The sequence below is a fragment of the Pseudomonas sp. LABIM340 genome, assembly GCF_040017195.2.
Taxonomy (GTDB): Bacteria; Pseudomonadota; Gammaproteobacteria; order Pseudomonadales; family Pseudomonadaceae; genus Pseudomonas.
Genome location: NZ_CM200227.1, coordinates 2,933,273 through 2,951,416, shown reverse-complemented (window position 1 = coordinate 2,951,416; position 18,144 = coordinate 2,933,273). Strand labels below are relative to the sequence as shown.

General features: G+C 64.4%; 17 protein-coding genes. 8 read left to right on the top strand and 9 right to left on the bottom strand.

The genetic code is table 11. The annotated features are described in order from the left end of the window. Nucleotides 1-30: 30 nt before the first annotated feature. On the bottom strand, nt 31-1,035 hold the full coding sequence (locus ABKS89_RS13750) for a GlxA family transcriptional regulator (RefSeq protein ID WP_348589031.1): 1,005 nt from the start codon (nt 1,033-1,035) through the stop codon (nt 31-33). Nucleotides 1,036-1,090: 55 nt separating this feature from the next. Here ABKS89_RS13750 and ABKS89_RS13745 point away from each other — a divergent pair, with 55 nt between their 5' ends. Continuing rightward, a complete protein-coding gene (locus ABKS89_RS13745; protein WP_348589032.1) occupies nt 1,091-1,867 on the top strand; it encodes an MBL fold metallo-hydrolase in 777 nt (258 codons plus the stop codon). Between the two features lie 173 nt (nt 1,868-2,040). On the opposite strand, the gene ABKS89_RS13740 is transcribed toward ABKS89_RS13745, so the two are convergent. Continuing rightward, nucleotides 2,041-2,904, bottom strand: a complete 864-nt coding sequence (locus tag ABKS89_RS13740) for an AraC family transcriptional regulator (protein WP_348589033.1) — start codon at nt 2,902-2,904, stop codon at nt 2,041-2,043. A gap of 340 nt (nt 2,905-3,244) precedes the next feature. Next, entirely contained in the window at nt 3,245-3,907 is a 663-nt protein-coding gene (locus ABKS89_RS13735) for a TetR/AcrR family transcriptional regulator (RefSeq protein WP_138217048.1), read from the bottom strand. A gap of 134 nt (nt 3,908-4,041) precedes the next feature. Between ABKS89_RS13735 and ABKS89_RS13730 the strand changes: the two genes are divergently transcribed. From ABKS89_RS13730 to ABKS89_RS13715, 4 genes are all read left to right on the top strand, one after another. Beyond that, nucleotides 4,042-5,535: a flavin-containing monooxygenase gene (locus tag ABKS89_RS13730; protein ID WP_348589034.1), complete on the top strand. Its 1,494-nt coding sequence runs from the start codon at nt 4,042-4,044 to the stop codon at nt 5,533-5,535. Continuing rightward, nucleotides 5,532-6,458: an alpha/beta fold hydrolase gene (locus ABKS89_RS13725; RefSeq protein ID WP_348589035.1), complete on the top strand. Its 927-nt coding sequence runs from the start codon at nt 5,532-5,534 to the stop codon at nt 6,456-6,458. The genes ABKS89_RS13730 and ABKS89_RS13725 overlap by 4 nt, the downstream gene beginning before the upstream one ends. Next, the gene (locus ABKS89_RS13720) at nt 6,445-7,272 is read left to right on the top strand and encodes an SDR family NAD(P)-dependent oxidoreductase (RefSeq protein ID WP_348589036.1); all 828 of its coding nucleotides are present in this window, start codon (nt 6,445-6,447) and stop codon (nt 7,270-7,272) included. The genes ABKS89_RS13725 and ABKS89_RS13720 overlap by 14 nt, the downstream gene beginning before the upstream one ends. A gap of 212 nt (nt 7,273-7,484) precedes the next feature. Further along, a complete protein-coding gene (locus ABKS89_RS13715; protein ID WP_348589037.1) occupies nt 7,485-7,904 on the top strand; it encodes a group II truncated hemoglobin in 420 nt (139 codons plus the stop codon). Between the two features lie 82 nt (nt 7,905-7,986). Here the strand turns inward: ABKS89_RS13715 and ABKS89_RS13710 are convergent, their stop codons facing one another. From ABKS89_RS13710 to ABKS89_RS13700, 3 genes are all read right to left on the bottom strand, one after another. Then, the gene (locus ABKS89_RS13710) at nt 7,987-10,428 is read right to left on the bottom strand and encodes a TonB-dependent siderophore receptor (RefSeq protein WP_348589038.1); all 2,442 of its coding nucleotides are present in this window, start codon (nt 10,426-10,428) and stop codon (nt 7,987-7,989) included. A 103-nt stretch (nt 10,429-10,531) separates the two neighbouring features. Further along, entirely contained in the window at nt 10,532-11,491 is a 960-nt protein-coding gene (locus ABKS89_RS13705) for a FecR domain-containing protein (RefSeq protein WP_348589039.1), read from the bottom strand. Further along, on the bottom strand, nt 11,488-12,018 hold the full coding sequence (locus ABKS89_RS13700) for a sigma-70 family RNA polymerase sigma factor (RefSeq protein ID WP_348589040.1): 531 nt from the start codon (nt 12,016-12,018) through the stop codon (nt 11,488-11,490). The genes ABKS89_RS13705 and ABKS89_RS13700 overlap by 4 nt, the downstream gene beginning before the upstream one ends. A gap of 339 nt (nt 12,019-12,357) precedes the next feature. On the opposite strand from ABKS89_RS13700, the gene ABKS89_RS13695 reads away from it, so the two are divergent. Beyond that, a complete protein-coding gene (locus tag ABKS89_RS13695) occupies nt 12,358-12,555 on the top strand; it encodes a hypothetical protein (RefSeq protein ID WP_151187371.1) in 198 nt (65 codons plus the stop codon). A 4-nt stretch (nt 12,556-12,559) separates the two neighbouring features. On the opposite strand, the gene ABKS89_RS13690 is transcribed toward ABKS89_RS13695, so the two are convergent. Then, entirely contained in the window at nt 12,560-13,882 is a 1,323-nt protein-coding gene (locus ABKS89_RS13690; RefSeq protein ID WP_348589041.1) for an ATP-binding protein, read from the bottom strand. Continuing rightward, nucleotides 13,879-14,562: a response regulator gene (locus ABKS89_RS13685; RefSeq protein ID WP_348589042.1), complete on the bottom strand. Its 684-nt coding sequence runs from the start codon at nt 14,560-14,562 to the stop codon at nt 13,879-13,881. The genes ABKS89_RS13690 and ABKS89_RS13685 overlap by 4 nt, the downstream gene beginning before the upstream one ends. 158 nt (nt 14,563-14,720) lie before the next feature. Here ABKS89_RS13685 and dsbD point away from each other — a divergent pair, with 158 nt between their 5' ends. Together dsbD and dsbG are read left to right on the top strand one after the other, a co-directional pair. Continuing rightward, nucleotides 14,721-16,469 (top strand): protein-disulfide reductase DsbD, encoded by a 1,749-nt coding sequence (gene dsbD, locus ABKS89_RS13680; RefSeq protein WP_348589043.1) that lies wholly within the window; start codon nt 14,721-14,723, stop codon nt 16,467-16,469. Nucleotides 16,470-16,653: 184 nt separating this feature from the next. Next, nucleotides 16,654-17,418, top strand: a complete 765-nt coding sequence (dsbG, locus tag ABKS89_RS13675) for a thiol:disulfide interchange protein DsbG (protein WP_348589044.1) — start codon at nt 16,654-16,656, stop codon at nt 17,416-17,418. Between the two features lie 175 nt (nt 17,419-17,593). Here the strand turns inward: dsbG and ABKS89_RS13670 are convergent, their stop codons facing one another. Further along, complete coding sequence (locus tag ABKS89_RS13670) at nt 17,594-18,106, bottom strand: SRPBCC family protein (protein WP_138217057.1); 513 nt, start codon at nt 18,104-18,106, stop codon at nt 17,594-17,596. Between the last annotated feature and the right edge of the window lie 38 nt (nt 18,107-18,144).

Sequence of the window (18,144 nt, the reverse complement as noted above, 5' to 3'; positions counted from 1 at the left end):
ACGTCCGCAATGGGTCGGTAGCTATCGCTATCAGAAACGAGCGAATCGCTGTCGATACTCAGTCGGAGTAAGCCCGGTCAATTCCCGGAACATGCGCCGGAGATTGGAGTCGCTGCTGAATCCCAGTTCTTCGCAGATGGACTTGATCGACGCGGACGTCAGCGCCAGCCGTTCGCCTACCTGGCTGAGTTTGATGCGGCGCACGTAGGTTGCAGTGGCCAGCCCCGTGTCTGCCCTCACCTTCCGCGCGAGCGTCCTTTGCGACATGCACAGAGCATCCGCAAGTTTCTGCACCGTGATCTGTTCGGCAGGAAGCGAATGCACAAGCGTATGCACCCGCCGCAAAAACTCGCCGGGCTGCTCGATCAGACTCACCGACTGGAATACATCATGGGTCTGCGTGGGGCGCGGTAGCACCATCAGCCGAATCAAGTCGTGCAGTGCTGTCTGGCTGACATGCGTCTCCAGCAATGCCTGGGCAATTGGCAGATAGCCATTGACGCCGCTGGCCGTCGCGGTGCGCTCGTTGAAGACGCAGTGCTTTTCAAACTGCCAGCGCGTATCGGTGTACCGCTTGATCAGCATGTCGGCGAGCCACCAGGTTGCCGTTGCCTCTTCGCCAGCCAAGCGCCCTGACGCGGCGGCAAGCACGACGCCCGTGCAGTAGCTCCAGACTCTGCAGCGCCTGCCAATCCGAGCGAGGGCGCCAATCAGCTCTGCATTGGCAGCCAGGGCAGCCTCCGCCTGACTGACAGACTCGGCCCAGAGGCCGGGGATCAGGATGGCATCGAGAGTCAACTCGGAAATCGCGTGGCTAGCCGTGAGTTGCAAGCCATGAGCGCACTCGACTACCCCCTTTCGAGTGCCGACGTATTGCGTCTCGAACAACGCCGCCCCCGAGCGCCGGTTGGCAGCGTGAAGCAGGTCATTGAAAGCCAGAAGACCTGCGGGCATGCAGTTGGGAAACAGGGCAAGGCCTATTCGAAGCGTGCTGGGCATGGCAGGAAATGAATGAATTGTGGCTGAAGCTGCCATTATGGACACTTCATCTGGCGAGCACCATGAACCCATCTTTGGGAAGAGGTGCACGATGAAGATTCAGCAGATCCGCAACGCAACCATCATTCTGGAACTGGACGACAAGCGAATCCTGGTCGATCCGATGCTCGCAGGTAAAGGTACCCTGCCGTCGCTGAGGCTGTTTTCCTCCCGGCAGCGGAACCCGACCGTCGAGTTGCCGGCCTCGGCGGAACAGGCTCTGGATTCAGTCACACACTGCCTGATCACGCACTGCCAGAAGGGCCATTTCGACCATCTTGACCGGGCAGCCATCAAGTGGTTGGTGTCACGAAATATTCCGGTTATCTGCACTCCCCATGACGCCGCCTACCTGGCCAGGCGAAAGCTGAACGTTCAGCCGTTGGCAGAGAGCCACAGTGATCCGGTCGCGTTTCTGGGCGGCCGGATTCGCACAGTGCGATGCACCCATGGCGGCGGGCTGGTCGGGCGCATGATGGAGCACGGAGTTGGCTACCTGATCGAATATCCGGGCGAGCCCAGCATCTACCTGGCCGGAGATACCGTACTGACGCAAACCGTGCGGGAGTTCGTCATCCAGCATCAACCGCAGGTCAGCGTCATACCAGCCGGAGGCGCGCGTTTCGATGTTGGCGGAGACATCATCATGGGGCTGGCTGATGTGCTTGAGTTCGCCACCCTCAGCGAAGGCACTGTCGTTGCCAACCACCTGGAAGCTATCAACCATTGCCCTGTCACTCGACAGGAGCTAAGGCAGGCAGCCATCGAGACGGGGGTTGCCCACAGGCTGCTCATTCCTGCCGATGGCCAGCGCCTGGCGATTGGGTAGCCCAGAGGATGTCCCCTTCGGGTCAGTAGCGGACGCTTGCCGTCAGCCGCGGGCGTCAGGATGGAATGATGGTCGCATTGGCGTCAAAGCCCCTGGCCGTCAACTCAACCAGGCAGCACAAAGTGCCGCCGTCACGAATCGCTCGGACGACGGCAAGGTGCTGGATCTGCGCGCTATTGCAGCGGGATGTAGATATCCGTCTGCCACTCTTCCAGCGGCATCTCGGGAAAGACGCTCAGGTAGTGGAAGAACAGCGGGTGGTCGCGGAGTTCTTCGTTGCTGCCGGGCAGCCAGTCGCGATAGATCGGATAGATGCTCTCGCCGATGTGATCGGGCGAGCCGACGTGGCGAACGACCACACAACGACCGCCGGGAATGATCAGCTCGCGGACGCCGTAATCGTTCGGCGCCACGGCCTCGGCGATCTCGCCGCAGATGTCGAAGCGAAACGCTTGCGCTGGCGTCGTGTCGGGGTTGCCGTAGGGAATGCCGAAGGTGCGGCTCGCGCCTACCGGCGACTGCCCGCTGCCCATGCGCCACTGGATGAACTGGCGCACGCTTTCGTCAAGCTGTGCGGGAGGGCCGCAGTGTTCGAGGGCGGCGACCCGGACCTCGGCGAAATCGACGATACGTACCTGCATGGTGATGCTCCTGGAGAAATGGGGAATAGCGAAAACCGCATGCCAGGTCTGCCAGTTCGGCTGCTGCCGGAAGGCACTGGGCGCCATGCCGAAGTCCCGTCGAAAGGCCCGGCTGAATGCCTCGGGGCTTTCGAAGCCGGCGTCGAACGAGGCATCCAGTACTGAATATTCCGCACCAGACGCCAGGCGATGCGCCGCGCGCCGCAGGCGCATCAGCTGCACATAGCGCGCAACTGGAACGCCCACGTAGGCGGTGAATTGCCGGTGGAAGTGGAACGCCGAGAAATGCGCCACCTCGCTCAGCGTGTTCACCGAAAGGTCGCCCTCAAGGTGACCATCGATGTAGGCAAGCACGGCATCGAAGCGTTTGGCGTAGGCAGTCGGAATATCGGGCACCGGGTGGAAGCTCCTGGTTATGCGGTCGGCGACAGAATCACCCAGTCCGCAGTGGGCGCGCCTAGCCGGACTTGCTCAGCTTACGCCCCTGGCGGGCGCCTCCCCAGCCGGTCGGCTGCGACTGTCCATTATCACGGCGGCGGCAGCCATGAGGTCGTCCTGGAGGGGTTGAAGCCCGAGTGAGTGATGCCCGCGTGCTTGCCCTCAGTGGATTGCAGGCGAGGAAAACCAGCTGGGGTACTTGCGGCCAGAAGCGGACATTCCACGCAAGAGCGCGCTCAAAGCGAAGGCCTCGTCGCCACTTTCCGAGCAAGCCTGGCAGGCCCGTAGCTGCCGGCCCTCAGTTCTTCGGCGCCTGCAATTGCCCCACGGCGCCGAGGAAAATCTTCAGGGTCGCTTCCACCACCACGCCGATCGGCGCCGAGTAGCGGCTGCGTACCCAGGCCGCGGCGGCATGGATGGCCGAGCCGGCCAGCGCCGCGCCGACCAGCGCCATCTCGCGCGGATCATGGGAAGCGATCGGCACGCCCGCGCGCTCGAGGTACTCCATCATCAGCTCGGCGAACTCGCCCATGTGGCGGCTGTACAGCTCGTCGACCCGCGGGCTGACACCCAGCACTTCGCGGTGGGTCACCTGGGCGAACTGGGGGTTGGTCATGGCTTCGAAGAAGCAGGTCAGGCCCGCACGCAGGCGCGGCTCGACGCCGCCCTCCGCCGCGTCCAGTACCTGGCTCAGGCGCTCGCGGTAATCGCCCATGAGCTGCTCGTAGCAGGCCACCAGCAGGTCCTCCATGGTCGCGAAGGACTCATAGAAGTAGCGGTTGGTCAGGCCCGTCGCCGCCGTGAGGGTGCGCATGGTGGTGGCGTGGTAGCCCACGCTGCCGAACAGCTCTATACCGGCCTCGATGAAGCGCTGTCGCCGCTGGGCGGCACGCTCGGCCACTGCCACACCGGAATAGGTGCGCTCCGCCGACGCATCGGCGGGGGAAGGTAATTCACTCATGGCGCAATCCTACTCCTTGACAACAAGCGTTGTCACACTCCAGAGTTAACTGACAACAAACGTTGTCACAACCATTCACCGTTACAGCCATTCGTTGCCACCACCATCCGTTGCCACAACCAGAGTGCGACTCGATGACTACAACAAAAAACAACAGCCCTGCTTCCGTCGACGTTCTCATCATCGGTGCCGGCATCTCCGGCATCGGTGCCGCCTACCACCTGCAGAAAGACTGCCCGACGCTCTCCTACAGCATCGTCGAGGCGCGCGCAGACCTGGGCGGCACCTGGGACCTGTTCCGCTATCCCGGCATCCGCTCCGACTCCGACCTCTTCACCTTCGGCTACGGCTTCAAGCCGTGGAAGGAGAACAAGGCCATCGCCGACGGCCCTTCGATCAAGGCCTACATCGCCGAAACCGCCCGCGAGAATGGCATCGACCGGAACATCCGCTTCCAGCACCGGGTGACCGACACCGACTGGTCGAGCGAACGGCAGCGCTGGCAGGTCACGGTCCGCCGCGAAGACACCCAGGAAATACAGGTCATCGAGGCGCGCTGGATCTTCACCGCCGCCGGCTACTACCGCTACGACCAGGGCTTCGCTCCCGACTTCCAGGACCAGGAGCAGTTCCAGGGGCAGATTGTGCACCCCCAGCACTGGCCGGAGAACCTCGACTACCGCGGCAAGCGCGTGGTCGTCATCGGCAGCGGCGCCACGGCAGTGACGCTGATTCCCTCGATGGCAGCCGAGGCTGCGCACATCACCATGCTGCAGCGCACGCCGACCTACGTGCTGCCGGTCCCCGCGCAGGACCCCATCGCGCGCCGGCTGCGTCCGTGGCTGGGCGTCGACCTGGCGTTCGCCCTGACGCGCCGCTTCAACATCGCCAAGCAGCGCTGGGTCTACGCCTTCTGCCAGCGCTTCCCGAACAAGGCGCGTGAGATCATCCACAAGCTGAACACGCGAATGCTCCCCGAAGGCTACCCGGTGGACGTTCACTTCAACCCGCCCTACAACCCCTGGGAACAGCGCATGTGCGCCGTGCCCGGCGGCGACCTGTTCCGGGTGATTTCCTCGGGCCAGGCATCCATCGTCACCGACCACATCGAGCGCTTCACCCCGACCGGCATCCAGCTTCGCTCCGGCGAGCACCTCGAAGCCGACCTGATCGTCACCGCCACCGGCCTGAACCTGCAGCCGCTGGGCGGCATCCAGCCGAAGATCGACGGCCAGCCGGTGCCCCTGTCGCAGTGCGTCACCTACAAGGGCATGCTGCTCAGCGGCATCCCCAACTTCGCCATCGCCATCGGCTACACCTCCTCGTCCTGGACGCTGAAGATCGGCCTGCTGTGCGAGCACTTCACCCGGCTGCTCGGCTACATGCACAAGCGCGGCTACGAGGTCTGCACCCCCAGGGCCGACCCGTCGATGAAGACCGAACCGCTGCTGAACTTCGGCGCCGGCTACGTCCAGCGCTCCCTCGACAAACTGCCCCGGCAGGGCAGCACGTATCCCTGGTCCATGTCCTGGAACTACGCCGCCGACGTGAAAGTGTTCCGCAAGGGCCGCATCGACGACCCGGCCCTCGAGTTCGTCTCCGCCAAGGTAGGAGGAGCGCACGCATGAGCCTGGCCCTGCACGAAGAACGCTTCGCCACACTGCCCAACGGCCTGCGTCTGTGCTACTCGGAACACGGTAGCGAGGCAGCGCCTGCGCTGGTGCTGATCGCCGGGCTCGGCCTGCAGATGGTCTACTGGCCCGCCGCGCTGATCGACCGACTGGTCGAGAGCGGGCTGCGAGTCATCTGCTTCGACAACCGCGACGCCGGGCGCTCCGGCCGCAGCTCGACGCCCCATCCAAGCCAGTTCCAGCAGTTGCGCGGCAAGGCCCCGGACGCCTGCTACGGCCTGGAGCAGATGGCCGACGACACCGCCCAGTTGCTCGAGCACCTGAATATCGGCGCCGCCCACCTGGCCGGCATGTCCATGGGCGGGATGATTGCCCAGACCCTCGCCTACCGCCATCCGGGCCGGGTGAAGTCGCTGGTGTCGATCTTCTCGACCACTGGCAACCGCCGCGTCGGCCAGCCCGCCTACTCGACGCTCTGGCGCCTGTCGCGGGCCAAGGCGCCGCAGTCGCGGGACGAAGCCATCGCCAGCTACAGCGCCATGATGAGCCACATCGGCGACGCCAACGCGCCGGATGCGCAGGCCCAGTGGCAGGACTACTCCGCGCTGGCCTGGGTGCGCAACGGCGAACGCGCCGACGCCCGGGCGCTGTTCCGGCAGATCGGCGCGATCCTCCGCTCCGGCGACCGCACGGCCCACCTGAAAACCATCAGCGCGCCCAGCCTGGTCCTCCACGGCGACCTGGACCGGATGGTCCACCCCAGCGGCGGCGAAGCCACCGCGAGGGCGATTCCCCGCGCGACTCACCAGGTGATCCGTGGCATGCGCCACCAGATCGACTCGCACCAGGCGCATCAGCTCTCGCGCCTGATCGCCGACCACATCCAGCGCACTCAGGACAACCCTCATGAAGCTCGATAATCAGGTTGCCGTACTCACCGGGGCAGCCAGCGGCATCGGTCGCGCCCTCGCCGAGCAACTCGCCGGAAAAGGCTGCCACCTGGCCCTGGTCGACCGCGACGAAGTCGGCCTGCGCGAGACCCTCGCGCGCCTCCCCCGCACCGGCCGCCACGTCAGCCTGCATGTGCTCGACCTGGCGCAACGGGATGCCGTTCGCCAGCTCCCGGAACAGGTGCTGCAGGAACACCCGACCGTCCACCTGGTAATCAACAACGCCGGCGTTGCCGTCGGCGGCAGCTTCGACCGGGTGAGCGAGGAAGACTTCGACTGGCTCATGGCGATCAACTTCCACGCCGTCGTCGACATCACCCGCGGCTTCCTGCCGGTGCTTCAGCGCAACGGCGCGCCCGGCAAGTTCGTCAACGTGTCCAGCCTCTACGGCCTGGTCTCCCCGCCCGGCCAGGCCGCCTACAGCGCGAGCAAGTTCGCCGTGCGCGGTTTCAGCAACTCCCTGCGCCACGAGCTACGCGGCAGTAACGTGGACATGATGGTCGTCCATCCGGGCGGCATCGCCACCTCCATCGCCAAGAATGCCAAGGCGCCGAAGGACATCGACCCGGTGGAGGTCGAGCGCCAGCGCAAGGAAATGAACCGCCTGCTGCGCATGCCGCCGTCCAAGGCAGCCGGCATCATCCTCAACGGCATCGAGAAAGACCGCGCACGGGTCATCGTCGGCATGGATGCGCTGATCCTCTCGCTCATCGAGCGGCTGGTGCCGGTGAACTACTGGGGCATCATCGAACGGCTGATGAACCAGCGCAGCAGAGCGAAGTAAGAACCCTCACCCGCAGGCAGATCCCGAGGCCAGCCCTGCTGGCCTCCTTGCTCCGCACCGAATCCGACGCGGGCGGCGTTCGCTGCGCCGGCCAGGAAGGAACCGGAAGGCGAATCGAGCAGGAGCGTTGAGTCTGAACGGGCACAAGCCTGCGGCCATCCGCTGGCGCGCCGGGTATGATCAGCTTCCCCAGACTTCAGTGAGCCCCGACCGTGAGCAGCACCCTTCCCTTCGGCACCGGCGATGCCTCCTACCAGGCCGCTGGCGGCATCGACGGCCTGCGCCGCCTGGTCGACGACTTCTACCGGTTGATGGATGAACTCCCGGAGGCGACCGACCTGCGCCGCCTGCACCCGGAAAGCCTGGAGCAGTCGCGCGACAAACTAGCCTGTTTCCTCAGCGGCTGGCTGGGCGGCCCAAGGCTGTTCAGCGAGAAATACGGTTCGATCTCCATCCCGTCCTTCCACGCCCAGTGGCCTGTCGACGAAGCCCTCAGCGCCGCCTGGCTGGGCTGCATGGAGCGCGCCATTGCCCTGCAGCCCTTCTCGCAGGAATTCGCCGACTACCTGCTGAAGCAACTGCGCGTGCCGGCGCACCGGGTGGTGCAGGCGAGCCAGGCGCGGCACAGCTGAGGCACCTCCGCCGCCTGCACAGCCAGCCCCGCAAAGGCCGACCGGTTTCGCCCACTCAGCCAGACCCGTGCGCCCAGCCGCTTCAGAAACTGTACTTGACCGACAGCATCATGTTCCTCGGCTCGCCATACACGTTGCTTGGCACCGTGACGGAGGAACTCAGCGAGTTGTAGTACTTCTTGTCGAACGCATTGTTCAGGTTCAGTTGCGCATCGATATGGGCAGTCGGCTTGAACCCCACCATGAAGTCCACCAGCGTGAAGGCGTCCTGCTCGACCATGTAGGTGGTGCCCTTGTTGTAGATGCGGTTCTGCCGGTAAAGGGAGCTACCGATGCGCCATTGGTCAAGCGCGCCGGGCAAGGTGTAGGTCGTGCTCATCTTGAACAGGTGCCGCGGAATGTCGGTATCGAACAGGCGCCCTTCGTTGGCCTTGTTCGCATCCTTGCGGTACTTGGCCTCGGTAAAGGTGTAGCCGGCGCCCAGTTGCCAGTTGGGCGTGAGCTGTCCTTGCAGTTCCAGTTCAATGCCTTTGCTACGCACCTCGCCAGCCGCCTCGTAGCATGAGGTTGTGGGGTAGCTGGGGCAGATGCTCTGGTCGGTGATGGCCTTGGCGCGGTTTTCCTGGTCCAGTTGGAAGATGGCGGCGGAGGCGTTCAGCGCACCATCGAAGTACTCGCCCTTGATGCCGAGTTCGTAGTTCTTGCCGGTGATCGGTTCGATGACCGAGCCTGAGGTATCGAAGTAGCTCTGCGGCTTGAAGATGTCGGTGTAGCTGACGTAGACCGAGTGATGCGCGTCCAGGTCATAGACCAGGCCGGCGTACTTGGTGACGTGACGGTTAACCTTCAGCTCAGTCTCCGTGCCTTTGTAGGGGGCACTGGTATCGTTTTCGTACCAGTCAAGGCGACTGCCCAGAATCAGCTTCAACGGGTCGGCCAGGCTCAGCCGGGTGGTCGCGTAAACGCTGTTGAGCTTGGCGTTGGTGTTCTGCCAACCGTATTTGGTCTGGCTGGCGATTTTCGGGGTGTCGCCGTTCCAGTTGTAGATATCGATATTGCTGTGCAGCAGCACGTTTGGCGGAACATCACCGTTGAACACCACGCGGCGATGGCTGGCGCCGAACACCAGTTCGTGGTCGCGGTCCATCAGGCGGAACGGGCCACTGGCGTAGGCATCGAAGCTGTTCTGGCTTTCCCGATAATGGCCGGCGCCGACGTACTGGTCATAGGTCTGGGTAGCGGTGCGCCCGAGTATGTAGGTGCCCAGCATGTCCAGGTCGGCCCAGGTCCTGGTCGCCGACAGGTTGAGTTTCCAGCCGTTATCCAGGGCGTGTTCGAGGGCGGCATAGGCGGAGGTGCTGGTCTTGTTCCAGTACTCCCAGTCATTGCTCAGGGAGGTGGAGCGCGACAGCTTCAAGTCGCTGCCGTCGAAGCCCACGGGCAGGCCGGTCCAGCCGTTGCCGTTGTAGTCGTCCTGTTGGCGCGAAGCGCTGACTGTCAGGGTGGTGTTGTCGTTCAGGTCGGCTTCCACGATCCCGTAGAACAGGTTGCGCTCGTTATCCAGTGAATCGCGGAAGCTGCCTTGTGTCTGGTAGGCGGTGACCAGCCGGCCGCGCACGGCACCGTTGTCGGTCAGCGGGCCGGACACGTCGAGGTCGGTACGGTAGCGGTCCCAGGTGCCGGCGCTGCCCTGGATACTGGCCTGGAAGGTTGGCGTAGGACGCTTGCGAATCAGGTTGATGGCCGCGGCCGGGTTTCCGGCACCCTGCATCAGCCCCGTGGCACCGCGCACCACTTCCACCCGGTCGTACATGGCCATGTCTGCGGAGAGCAGGTCCTGGGACAGCTGCGAACTGTCCAGGCTGGTGGGCAGGCCGTCGTACATGATGTTGTCGAGGGCAAAGCCGCGGGCGTAGTAAGTGGAGCGCTCCGGACCCGTGCGCCGGATGACCATGCCCGGGGTGTTCTGCACAACGTCATTGAGGTCAGCCAGGGCCTGGTCGTCGATACGTTGGCGAGTCATCACCGTCACCGACTGCGGTGTCTCGCGCAGCGATGACGGCAACTTGGTGGCCGTACTGGTGCTACCGGTGGTGTAGGAACCGGTGTGTTCGGTGGTGTCCCCCAGGCCTTGGCCTATCACCGAAGTGGCGTCCATCTCCAGCGCGCCGTCGGTGGACGCAGCCACCAGGGTATAGCGGCCATCACTTTCCCGCACGGCGCGAATGCCCGTTCCGGCAAGCAACGTGCGCAGCCCCTCTTCCAGCGGGAAGCTGCCATCCAGACCCGTGCTGTTCAGGCCGCGGGTCAAACGAGAATCGAACGACAGCACGATTCCCGATTCGGCGGCAAAGCGCGTCAGCACCTGCCCCAGGTCACCCGCGGCAATCTGGTAGTGCTGCTTGGCAGCCGCATCGGCCAGCGCCGGCAGGGGTGCCAGCAAGGCGGAGCAAAGGATGGCCAGCCGCACACGAGCGCGCAGCGGGTGCAGGGAATTTGCCGGGGGGTTATGCGGGGAATTCATCGTCGTCCTTCTCTCATGGTCACCGACCGTACGAATCGGCCGTCTTTCATGGGTCGAACGAAGATGCGAATTGATATCACCCGACATGAATTATTTTTGCCGATCAGGCCGGCACGACCGTGATCCAGAAGCGTGTGCGACGCTCCACGCGCACCGGCAAGGCGCTGGCCAGCGCACGGAAAGTCTGCTCGGGATCGTCCAGTTCGAAGGTGCCACTCAGGCGCAAGTCCGCCACCTGCGGGTCGCAGCGCAGCAGGCCGGGCCGGTAGCGAGCCAGGTCGGCCAGGAAGTCGGCCAGGCGCTGGTCGTTGGCGATCAGCAGCCCACGTGACCATGCATCAGCGGCGTAATCCAGCCTTCGTGTGGAGACCACCTCGACGGTATCGAACCGACAGGCCTGCCCCTGGTCCAGCGCGGTAACGCCCCGCGCGCTCTTCGGCTGCACCTGCACCTGTCCGCTGAAGACCTCCACCTGGGAGACGGCATCGAACTGGCGCACCGAAAAACGTCCGCCCACGGCACGGACGTCGCCCTGCCCCGTTGCCACGCTGAGGCTCGCGCCGGCCAGGGCGTTCACCAGCACTTCACCGCTGCGCAAGGTCACCCGGCATTGCCCGTCGGCATAAGCGACGTCCAGCGCGCTCTGAGTGTTGAGCAGCAACTGGCTGCCATCGGCGAGGGTGACCGGCAGCCGCTCGCCAATGGCACTGCGGTAATCGGCGAACAGCACGCCCTGCTCGAACTCGCGGTAGCCGCCCAGCCCGAGCGCGCCCGTTCCGATGGCCAGCAGCATGCCCTTGAGTACGGTGCGACGGTTGCTGCGCCGATCCTCCCGCGCAAGGCCGAAGACACGTCCGCTGAAATCACCGGGCATCCCCTGCATGCGCCGCTGCAATCTCTCAGCCTGCTGCCAGGCCCAACCGTTGTGTGGGGAGGCATCCAGCCAGCGCTGCCAGGCTTCGCGATCCGCAGCGACGGCGTCACCGCTCGCAAACAGGCTGAACCAGTCCGCCGCCTGCTCGATGGAATCCAGTTGCGCGGCGCTGATGCCGGCGCCGCTCACAAGCCGTGCTCCAGGCTGTAGAGCATGCAATGACGCGATGCCTTGGCGATGTAACGGTTCACTGTGACAAGCGACACCCCAAGGGTCTGGGCAATGCAGCGGTAAGTCATGCCGTCGAGCTGGGACAATAGAAAGGCCTGGCGCACCTTGTCGCCGAGCGCGGCAAGCATGGCATCGAGCTGGACCAGGGTTTCCATGAGGATCAGGCGATCCTCGGCGGATATGTCCAGGGCTTCCGGCACCTCGGCCAGCGCCTGTAGCCACGCACGCTCCAGGCGCTGACGGCGGAAGTGATCGATCATCAACCGGCGCGCGACCGTCGCCAGAAAGCTGCGTGGCTCACGCACCGCTTCGATGCGCCCCTGCCGGTCGGTACTGCCGAGCAGGCGGACAAAGACGTCCTGCACCAGGTCAGCCGCCAGCTGGCTGCAATCCACACGGCTGCGCAACCAGCTGCGCAGCCAACGGTGCTGTTCCTTATAGAGGTCGCCGACCTCCAGCGACCGGCTCGGGCCCTGGCTCGTCATCGCCAATCATCTTCCAGGTGCAAATAGGAATAATTATCATATCAATCCCATGGGAAGCGGGGCAATCTTCCTGAACGCGCGGCAAGGTTTATTGCTGCGCTATTCGCCTGACTGATTTCTGCTACGGGTCGGTAGCTGACGCTATCCAGAGGCAGCAAACGGCCAGAAGCTGACCTTCATTGCTGCACTTGAGAATTAGAAGCCCAGCATAAGGAGGGTACTTAATACTCAGCTAATCGGAGCGTCACAGCATCGGGAGTCGATGTGGCATGCCTTGCCACAACTACCTCAAGCCTGCAGCTGCGTAGGCCGGGCACACACCTTCGACTCGAGGTCTCGATGAAGTACTTCAAGCTGGCTCTCTTTATTCTGCCTCTAAGCCTGCTACAGGCTTGCACAACACTGCAGTCCGCAGCCGAGCGTGCGAAGGCCGATCCTGTGGCCTACCAGGCGCTAGATCAGAACGCCCACTTCTATTACAACGACCCGAGCGCGAAGTTGGGCCAACAGGAAATGGAGAGAATCATCGGCAACTAAAGGCTCAGCGGCGCAGCGGCAGCTCCAGGATGGCACAGAGTCCCTTGCCGGAGCTGTCGAAGCTCAGCCGCCCATGGCATCGCTCTACGATGGCCTGAACAATGGCGAGCCCGAGACCGCTGCCTCCCTTACCGTCCATCCGCCAGAATCGCTCGGTCAGACGCGGCAGCAGTTCGTCGCTGACGCCTGGCCCCTGGTCAATCACTCGAGCAATCAAGCAGTCCTCTGTGGTGTGAAGGTCCAGCATCACGGTGGTATCAGTCCGGGTGTGGCGCATGGCATTCTCCAATAGATTGCGCAGCGCCAGAATGGCGAGAACTGCAGGCGCGTCGAGCTGCTGCTCAACTGCAATGCCGTCGCTGACTACCTCAATCTGACCAGGCTGAGCATGCATGGCGTCCTCCACTGCATGGCGCACGACCTCCAGGATCGCGCTTGCGCCTCCATCGTCGAAGGACAGACTGCCCTCGACCTTCGATAGGACTAGCAGTTGCTCTAGCGTCCTGTGCATGCGATCCGCGCCCTGCTCTGCATAGACCAGAGCCTGCTCCGAGTCCTTTCCCTTTGTCAGCCGAGCCACCTGCAGGTGGGTCTTGATGGCGGTGAGCGGGCTGCGCAGCTCGTGGGCCGCATCGCCGGCGAATCGGCGCTCGCGTTCGATCGCATTGGCTATCCGCACGAACAGCTGGTTTTGCGACTCCACCAGCGGACGAATCTCCGCCGGCAGCCTGTTCAGCGACAACGGCTCCAGCGAGTTCGCACCGCGCCGGGCGATGGCTTCGCGGATCCGCAGCAACGGGCTCAGTCCCTGGGTGACGCCGATCCAGAGCAACGCGAGGCTGCCCAGCAAGGCGAGCACCACGGGCAACGACGCCGAAAGCAGGATCGAGCGGTTGAGGACATCGCGCTCCTCTATCCGGTCGGCGGTGCTGACGCGCATGTCCCCCACCTGCAGGGTGAAACTGCGCCACTGCGACCCGTCGATTTCCTGGGTGTGGAATCCCTTGCCGGCATTGCCGAGGGACTTGTCCGGCGTGGCATGACTCTGCGCGAGCACCTCGCCGCGCAGGGAAACCACCTGGCACGCCAGGCCATCGGGGATTCCGAGCTGCTCGGCGGTCAGCCGGTTGGCGTCGTTCCTGCCGGGCTGCGGCCTCGGCAGTTGTTGCAACAGTCCGGCCACCATGCGTGCGGAGGCGGCCAGGCGTTCATCCAGCGAATGCGTCACACGCTCACGCAGGTCGCAGAGCATCCACACGGCCGCCAGCGACCAGAGCAGGAGGAAGGTCGTGCCCAGGATCAGGCTCAGCCGCGCACGCAGGCTCATGCACTCGCCCCGTCATCGAGTCCTGCCGGGCCCAGCCGGTAGCCAAGGCCGCGGATGGTTTCGACGATACCGATGCCGAGCTTTCGGCGCAGGTTGTGGATGTGCACGTTCAGGGCATTGCTTTCCACGTCGTCGGTCAGACCGTAGATGCTGTCCTTGAGCTGGTCCGCGGTCAGGATGCGCCCCCGATTGTCCAGCAATGCCATCAGCAGGGCCTGCTCCCGACGCGACAGGTCGACGGACTCTCCCGCCAGAAGCGTTTCACGCGTGCTGGGATCGAAGCTCAGACAACCATGTTCGATCACGTTGATGCACCGTCCGGCGGTACGCCGTTGCAGGCTGTGCAGACGGGCGTGCAGTTCGAGCAGGTCGAATGGCTTGAGCAGGTAATCGTCGGCGCCGGCCTGCAAGCCGGCGATGCGGTCGCTTACCGCATCACGCGCAGTCAGGATCAGCACCGGCAGGTCGTCACCGCGCCGCCGCAGCCGGCGCAGCAGTTGCAGCCCATCCTGGTCGGGCAGGCCCAGGTCGAGGACCAGCACGTCGAACCGGGCGACCTGCAGCAGGGAATCGGTATCGGCGGCATTGCCCGCCCAGTCGACAGTCATCCCCTGGGCGCGAAGGCCGGAGACGATACCGGCGGCGATGAGATCGTCGTCTTCGGTCAGAAGTATGTGCATGGCGGAATTCAGTTCTGAGGTCGCGGCACGCTGCCACCCGGGGATTAAGTGAACGTTATGCGAAGCGGCCGAGAGCGTCGACCTTCAATCGATCAGCTAATGCTGACTTAATCGGCGCTGCGGAACCTCGCCATTGATCGATCTGGCGAGAGAGCTGCATGCGACGCTTCCTGTTACTCCTGATTCTACTGCTGCCCGGTATTGCCCTGGCGCAGGCTTCTGACCCGCTGTTCGGACCCGGCAAGGGCACCACGGCCGACTTCCTGCCGGTGGAGCAGGCCTTCGCCTTCGATGAGTCCCGCCTGGATGATGGGCGGATCCGGCTGCACTGGCGCATCAGCCCGGGCTATTACCTCTACCGCGACCGCCTGCGCATCGACGGTGCCCAAGAGGCCCCCGACCTGCCGCGAGGCGAAGCGCACGAGGACGCCTACTTCGGCACATCGACTATCTACCGCGACGACCTCGACGTCATCCTCCAGCCCGGGCCCGGCCAATCGCTCCAGGTGAGTTGGCAGGGATGCGCCGATGCCGGCCTGTGCTATCCCCCTCAGCATCGGTCCGTGGCGCTCAACGCCGATACCTCGGTACGCTCCGCAGGCGTCGACGACGTGGCGGAGGACGAAGGGCTGGCCGCGCAACTGCAACGTTCCGGGTTCACCTCCAGCCTCGTCCTGTTCTTCTCCTTCGGCCTGCTCCTGGCGTTCACCCCGTGCTCGCTGCCCATGCTGCCGATCCTCGCGTCCGTCGTCGTCGGTAGCGGCGCGCGCACCTGGCGATCGGCCGTTCTCGCCGGCAGCTTCGTCGTGAGCATGGCCTTGGTCTACGCCGCCATGGGCACGCTCGCTGCTGCACTGGGCACCAACCTTCAGGCCTGGCTCCAGCAACCCTGGCTGATCGGCAGCTTCGCCGCCCTGTTCGTCATCCTGGCGCTGCCGATGTTCGGCCTCTTCGAGCTTCAGTTGCCCTCGGCGCTCCGCCAGCGCCTGGACGCCGCCGGGCATCAGCGCAAGGGCGGCAGCGTGGGAGGAGCGGCGATCCTCGGCGTACTCTCCGGACTGATGGTCGGCCCTTGCATGACGGCGCCGCTGGCCGGCGCGTTGCTGTACATCGCCCAGTCGGGTGACCTGCTGTTGGGCGGCGCGGTGCTGTTCGCCCTCGGGCTGGGGATGGGCGTGCCTCTCATCCTGGTGGTGCTGTTCGGCCGGCGCTGGCTGCCACGACCGGGTGCCTGGATGGACGCGGTCAAGGCACTGTTCGGCTTCCTGCTGCTGGCCAGTGCCTGGGTAATACTTCGCCCCCTCCTCGACTCGACCCCCTGGGTCGCGCTGGGCGGCGTGCTTCTGCTGGCCTTCGGCTGGGCGGCGCTGGAAACGGGCAGAAGACTGCCCGGACGACGTGCCGCGGCGGGTGCCGTGGGGGTGACCGCGATGCTCTGGGGCGCTGCCATGCTGCTGGGCGCCGCAGGCGGTGCGCAGAATCCGCTGCAACCCCTGACGGTCTACGGCGCAACGCGCTCGGCGGCGCTCCCCGCGTCGGACGCCTTCGTCACCCTTCGCACCAGCGCGGAACTCGACACCCAGTTGCAGGAAGCGCACGCCAGGCAGCAATGGGTGGTGCTCGACTACTCGGCAGACTGGTGCGTGTCGTGCAAGGTCATCGAGCAGCAGGTGTTCAATCAGCCAGCCGTGCAGGAGGCGCTGAAGGGCACCCGTCTCCTGCGGCTCGACGTCACCGCTGACGACGCCGGCAGCCGCGCCCTGCTGGTGCGATATCGCGTCCCCGGCCCGCCCAGCATCCTGTGGATCAGTCCCGACGGCAGCGAACGCCGCGGGCAGCGGATTACCGGAGAAATCAGCCAGGAGGACTTCCTGGCCCTGTGGCAGCGCGCCAGGGGGAATGGCTGATGTTGCAGATTTCGGCCTTCCTCATCCCTCTGCCCCATGGGCGTAGGCACCGCGACGGTTCGCCCGCAGAACACACCGTCCAGGTGATGGACGATGCGCAGTTGCCCGCCCCTTGTTTCCCGCATCCCCAGCAGCAGGACAGCGCAGGGGATCTTGCCGATCCACACCCCACAAGAGAGCCCCAATGAAACTCGGATATCACCTTCCCATCGGCCTGGCCATCGCACTCGGGCTCGGCAACGCCCAAGCAGCAGAAGACTGGCCGGCCGCGATTCGCATGGTTGAGTCCAAGGGCGCGCGCGTCGTCGGGGCGTTCGACGCCCCCGACGGCCTTCGGGGCTATGCCGCCGAATACGAAGGCCAGGCCATGGCCCTGTACCTCACCGCAGATGGCAAGCACGTCCTGAGCGGTCGCCTGTTCGATGCGCAGGGAAACGACCTGAGCCGCGAGCCACTGGAGCGTCTGGTGTTCGCCCCGATGGCCAGGGAAATGTGGGCGAAGATGGAAAAGTCGGCCTGGATCGCGGACGGCCAGAACGACGCACCACGCACCGTCTATGTATTCACGGACCCCAACTGCCCCTACTGCACGCAGTTCTGGCAGCAGGCCCGGCCCTGGGTCGACAGCGGAAAAGTCCAGCTGCGGCACATCATGGTCGGCATGATCAAGGCCGACAGCATGGGCAAAGCGGCAACGCTGCTGGCTGACGCCGACTCGGCCAAGGCCCTGCATAGCCATGAGCTGGCTGGAAAGGCCAGCCCGCTCAAACCGACCCGCCAGATTCCCGAGTCGATCCAGCACCAGCTGGACCAGAACATGGCGCTGGCCGAGGAAATGGGCGTAAACGCCACGCCATCGATCTTCTACCTCAACCAGAGAGGCCGGCTGGAGCAGGTACAAGGCGCGCCAAGGCCGGAGCAACTAGACACTCTGCTCGGCGAGAAGTGAGCTTCAAATCTCCAATTTTTTCGCTCTTAGGTTTCGTCCATGGGGGCGCTGAGCGTCCGCTATGGGTCGGTAACGGCCCTACGTCACAGGCAGAAATCGGCCAGAAGCGGGCACTGAACCAGATGTCCGCCCGTCTGACCAAGTTCCTTATCTCACCTTTGACCTTTCAACCGACTTAACTGCTCTGTTCGTTGCTAGCGGCTATGACAAGGCCATCCAGCCAATCCTGGTGGCCGTTAATCATAGGGTTGGGCTTAGTCCGGTGCAGTTCCTCAGCCGGCTTACCCTTCTGTGTTTCTTGGGTGAGGATGCGCACACGACTGCCTTCGAGGTCTTCCACCAGCCAGGCATGATGAACGTCCAGGCGCGTCTCGCCTTCGCCCGCCCAGCCGTGCCAGGCAACCCGCCCTGGCCGGCCGTTCACCGGCGGCACGTACTCGTTGCACTGCGCCTCGACAGGGAAGCCGAAGGTCTCGAAGTAGAAGCGCACACCATCCGCCAGTTCGGGGCCCTTGTCGTCGTAGAAGCGCACATTGGCGGAGTTGGCGTAATAGCTAGGCCAGCGCGACGGTACGCTGAGCAGCGGCCAGATGTCCTGAGCGCTGAGGCCGGCGACTATCACCTCGTTGGAGGCGAAATTTTCGGTGAAGCCGGGGACGAATCCTTCCGGCCAATGGATCGAATTCATGGTCACGCTTTTGCTCCTGTGAGGATTGAACCGTCGGG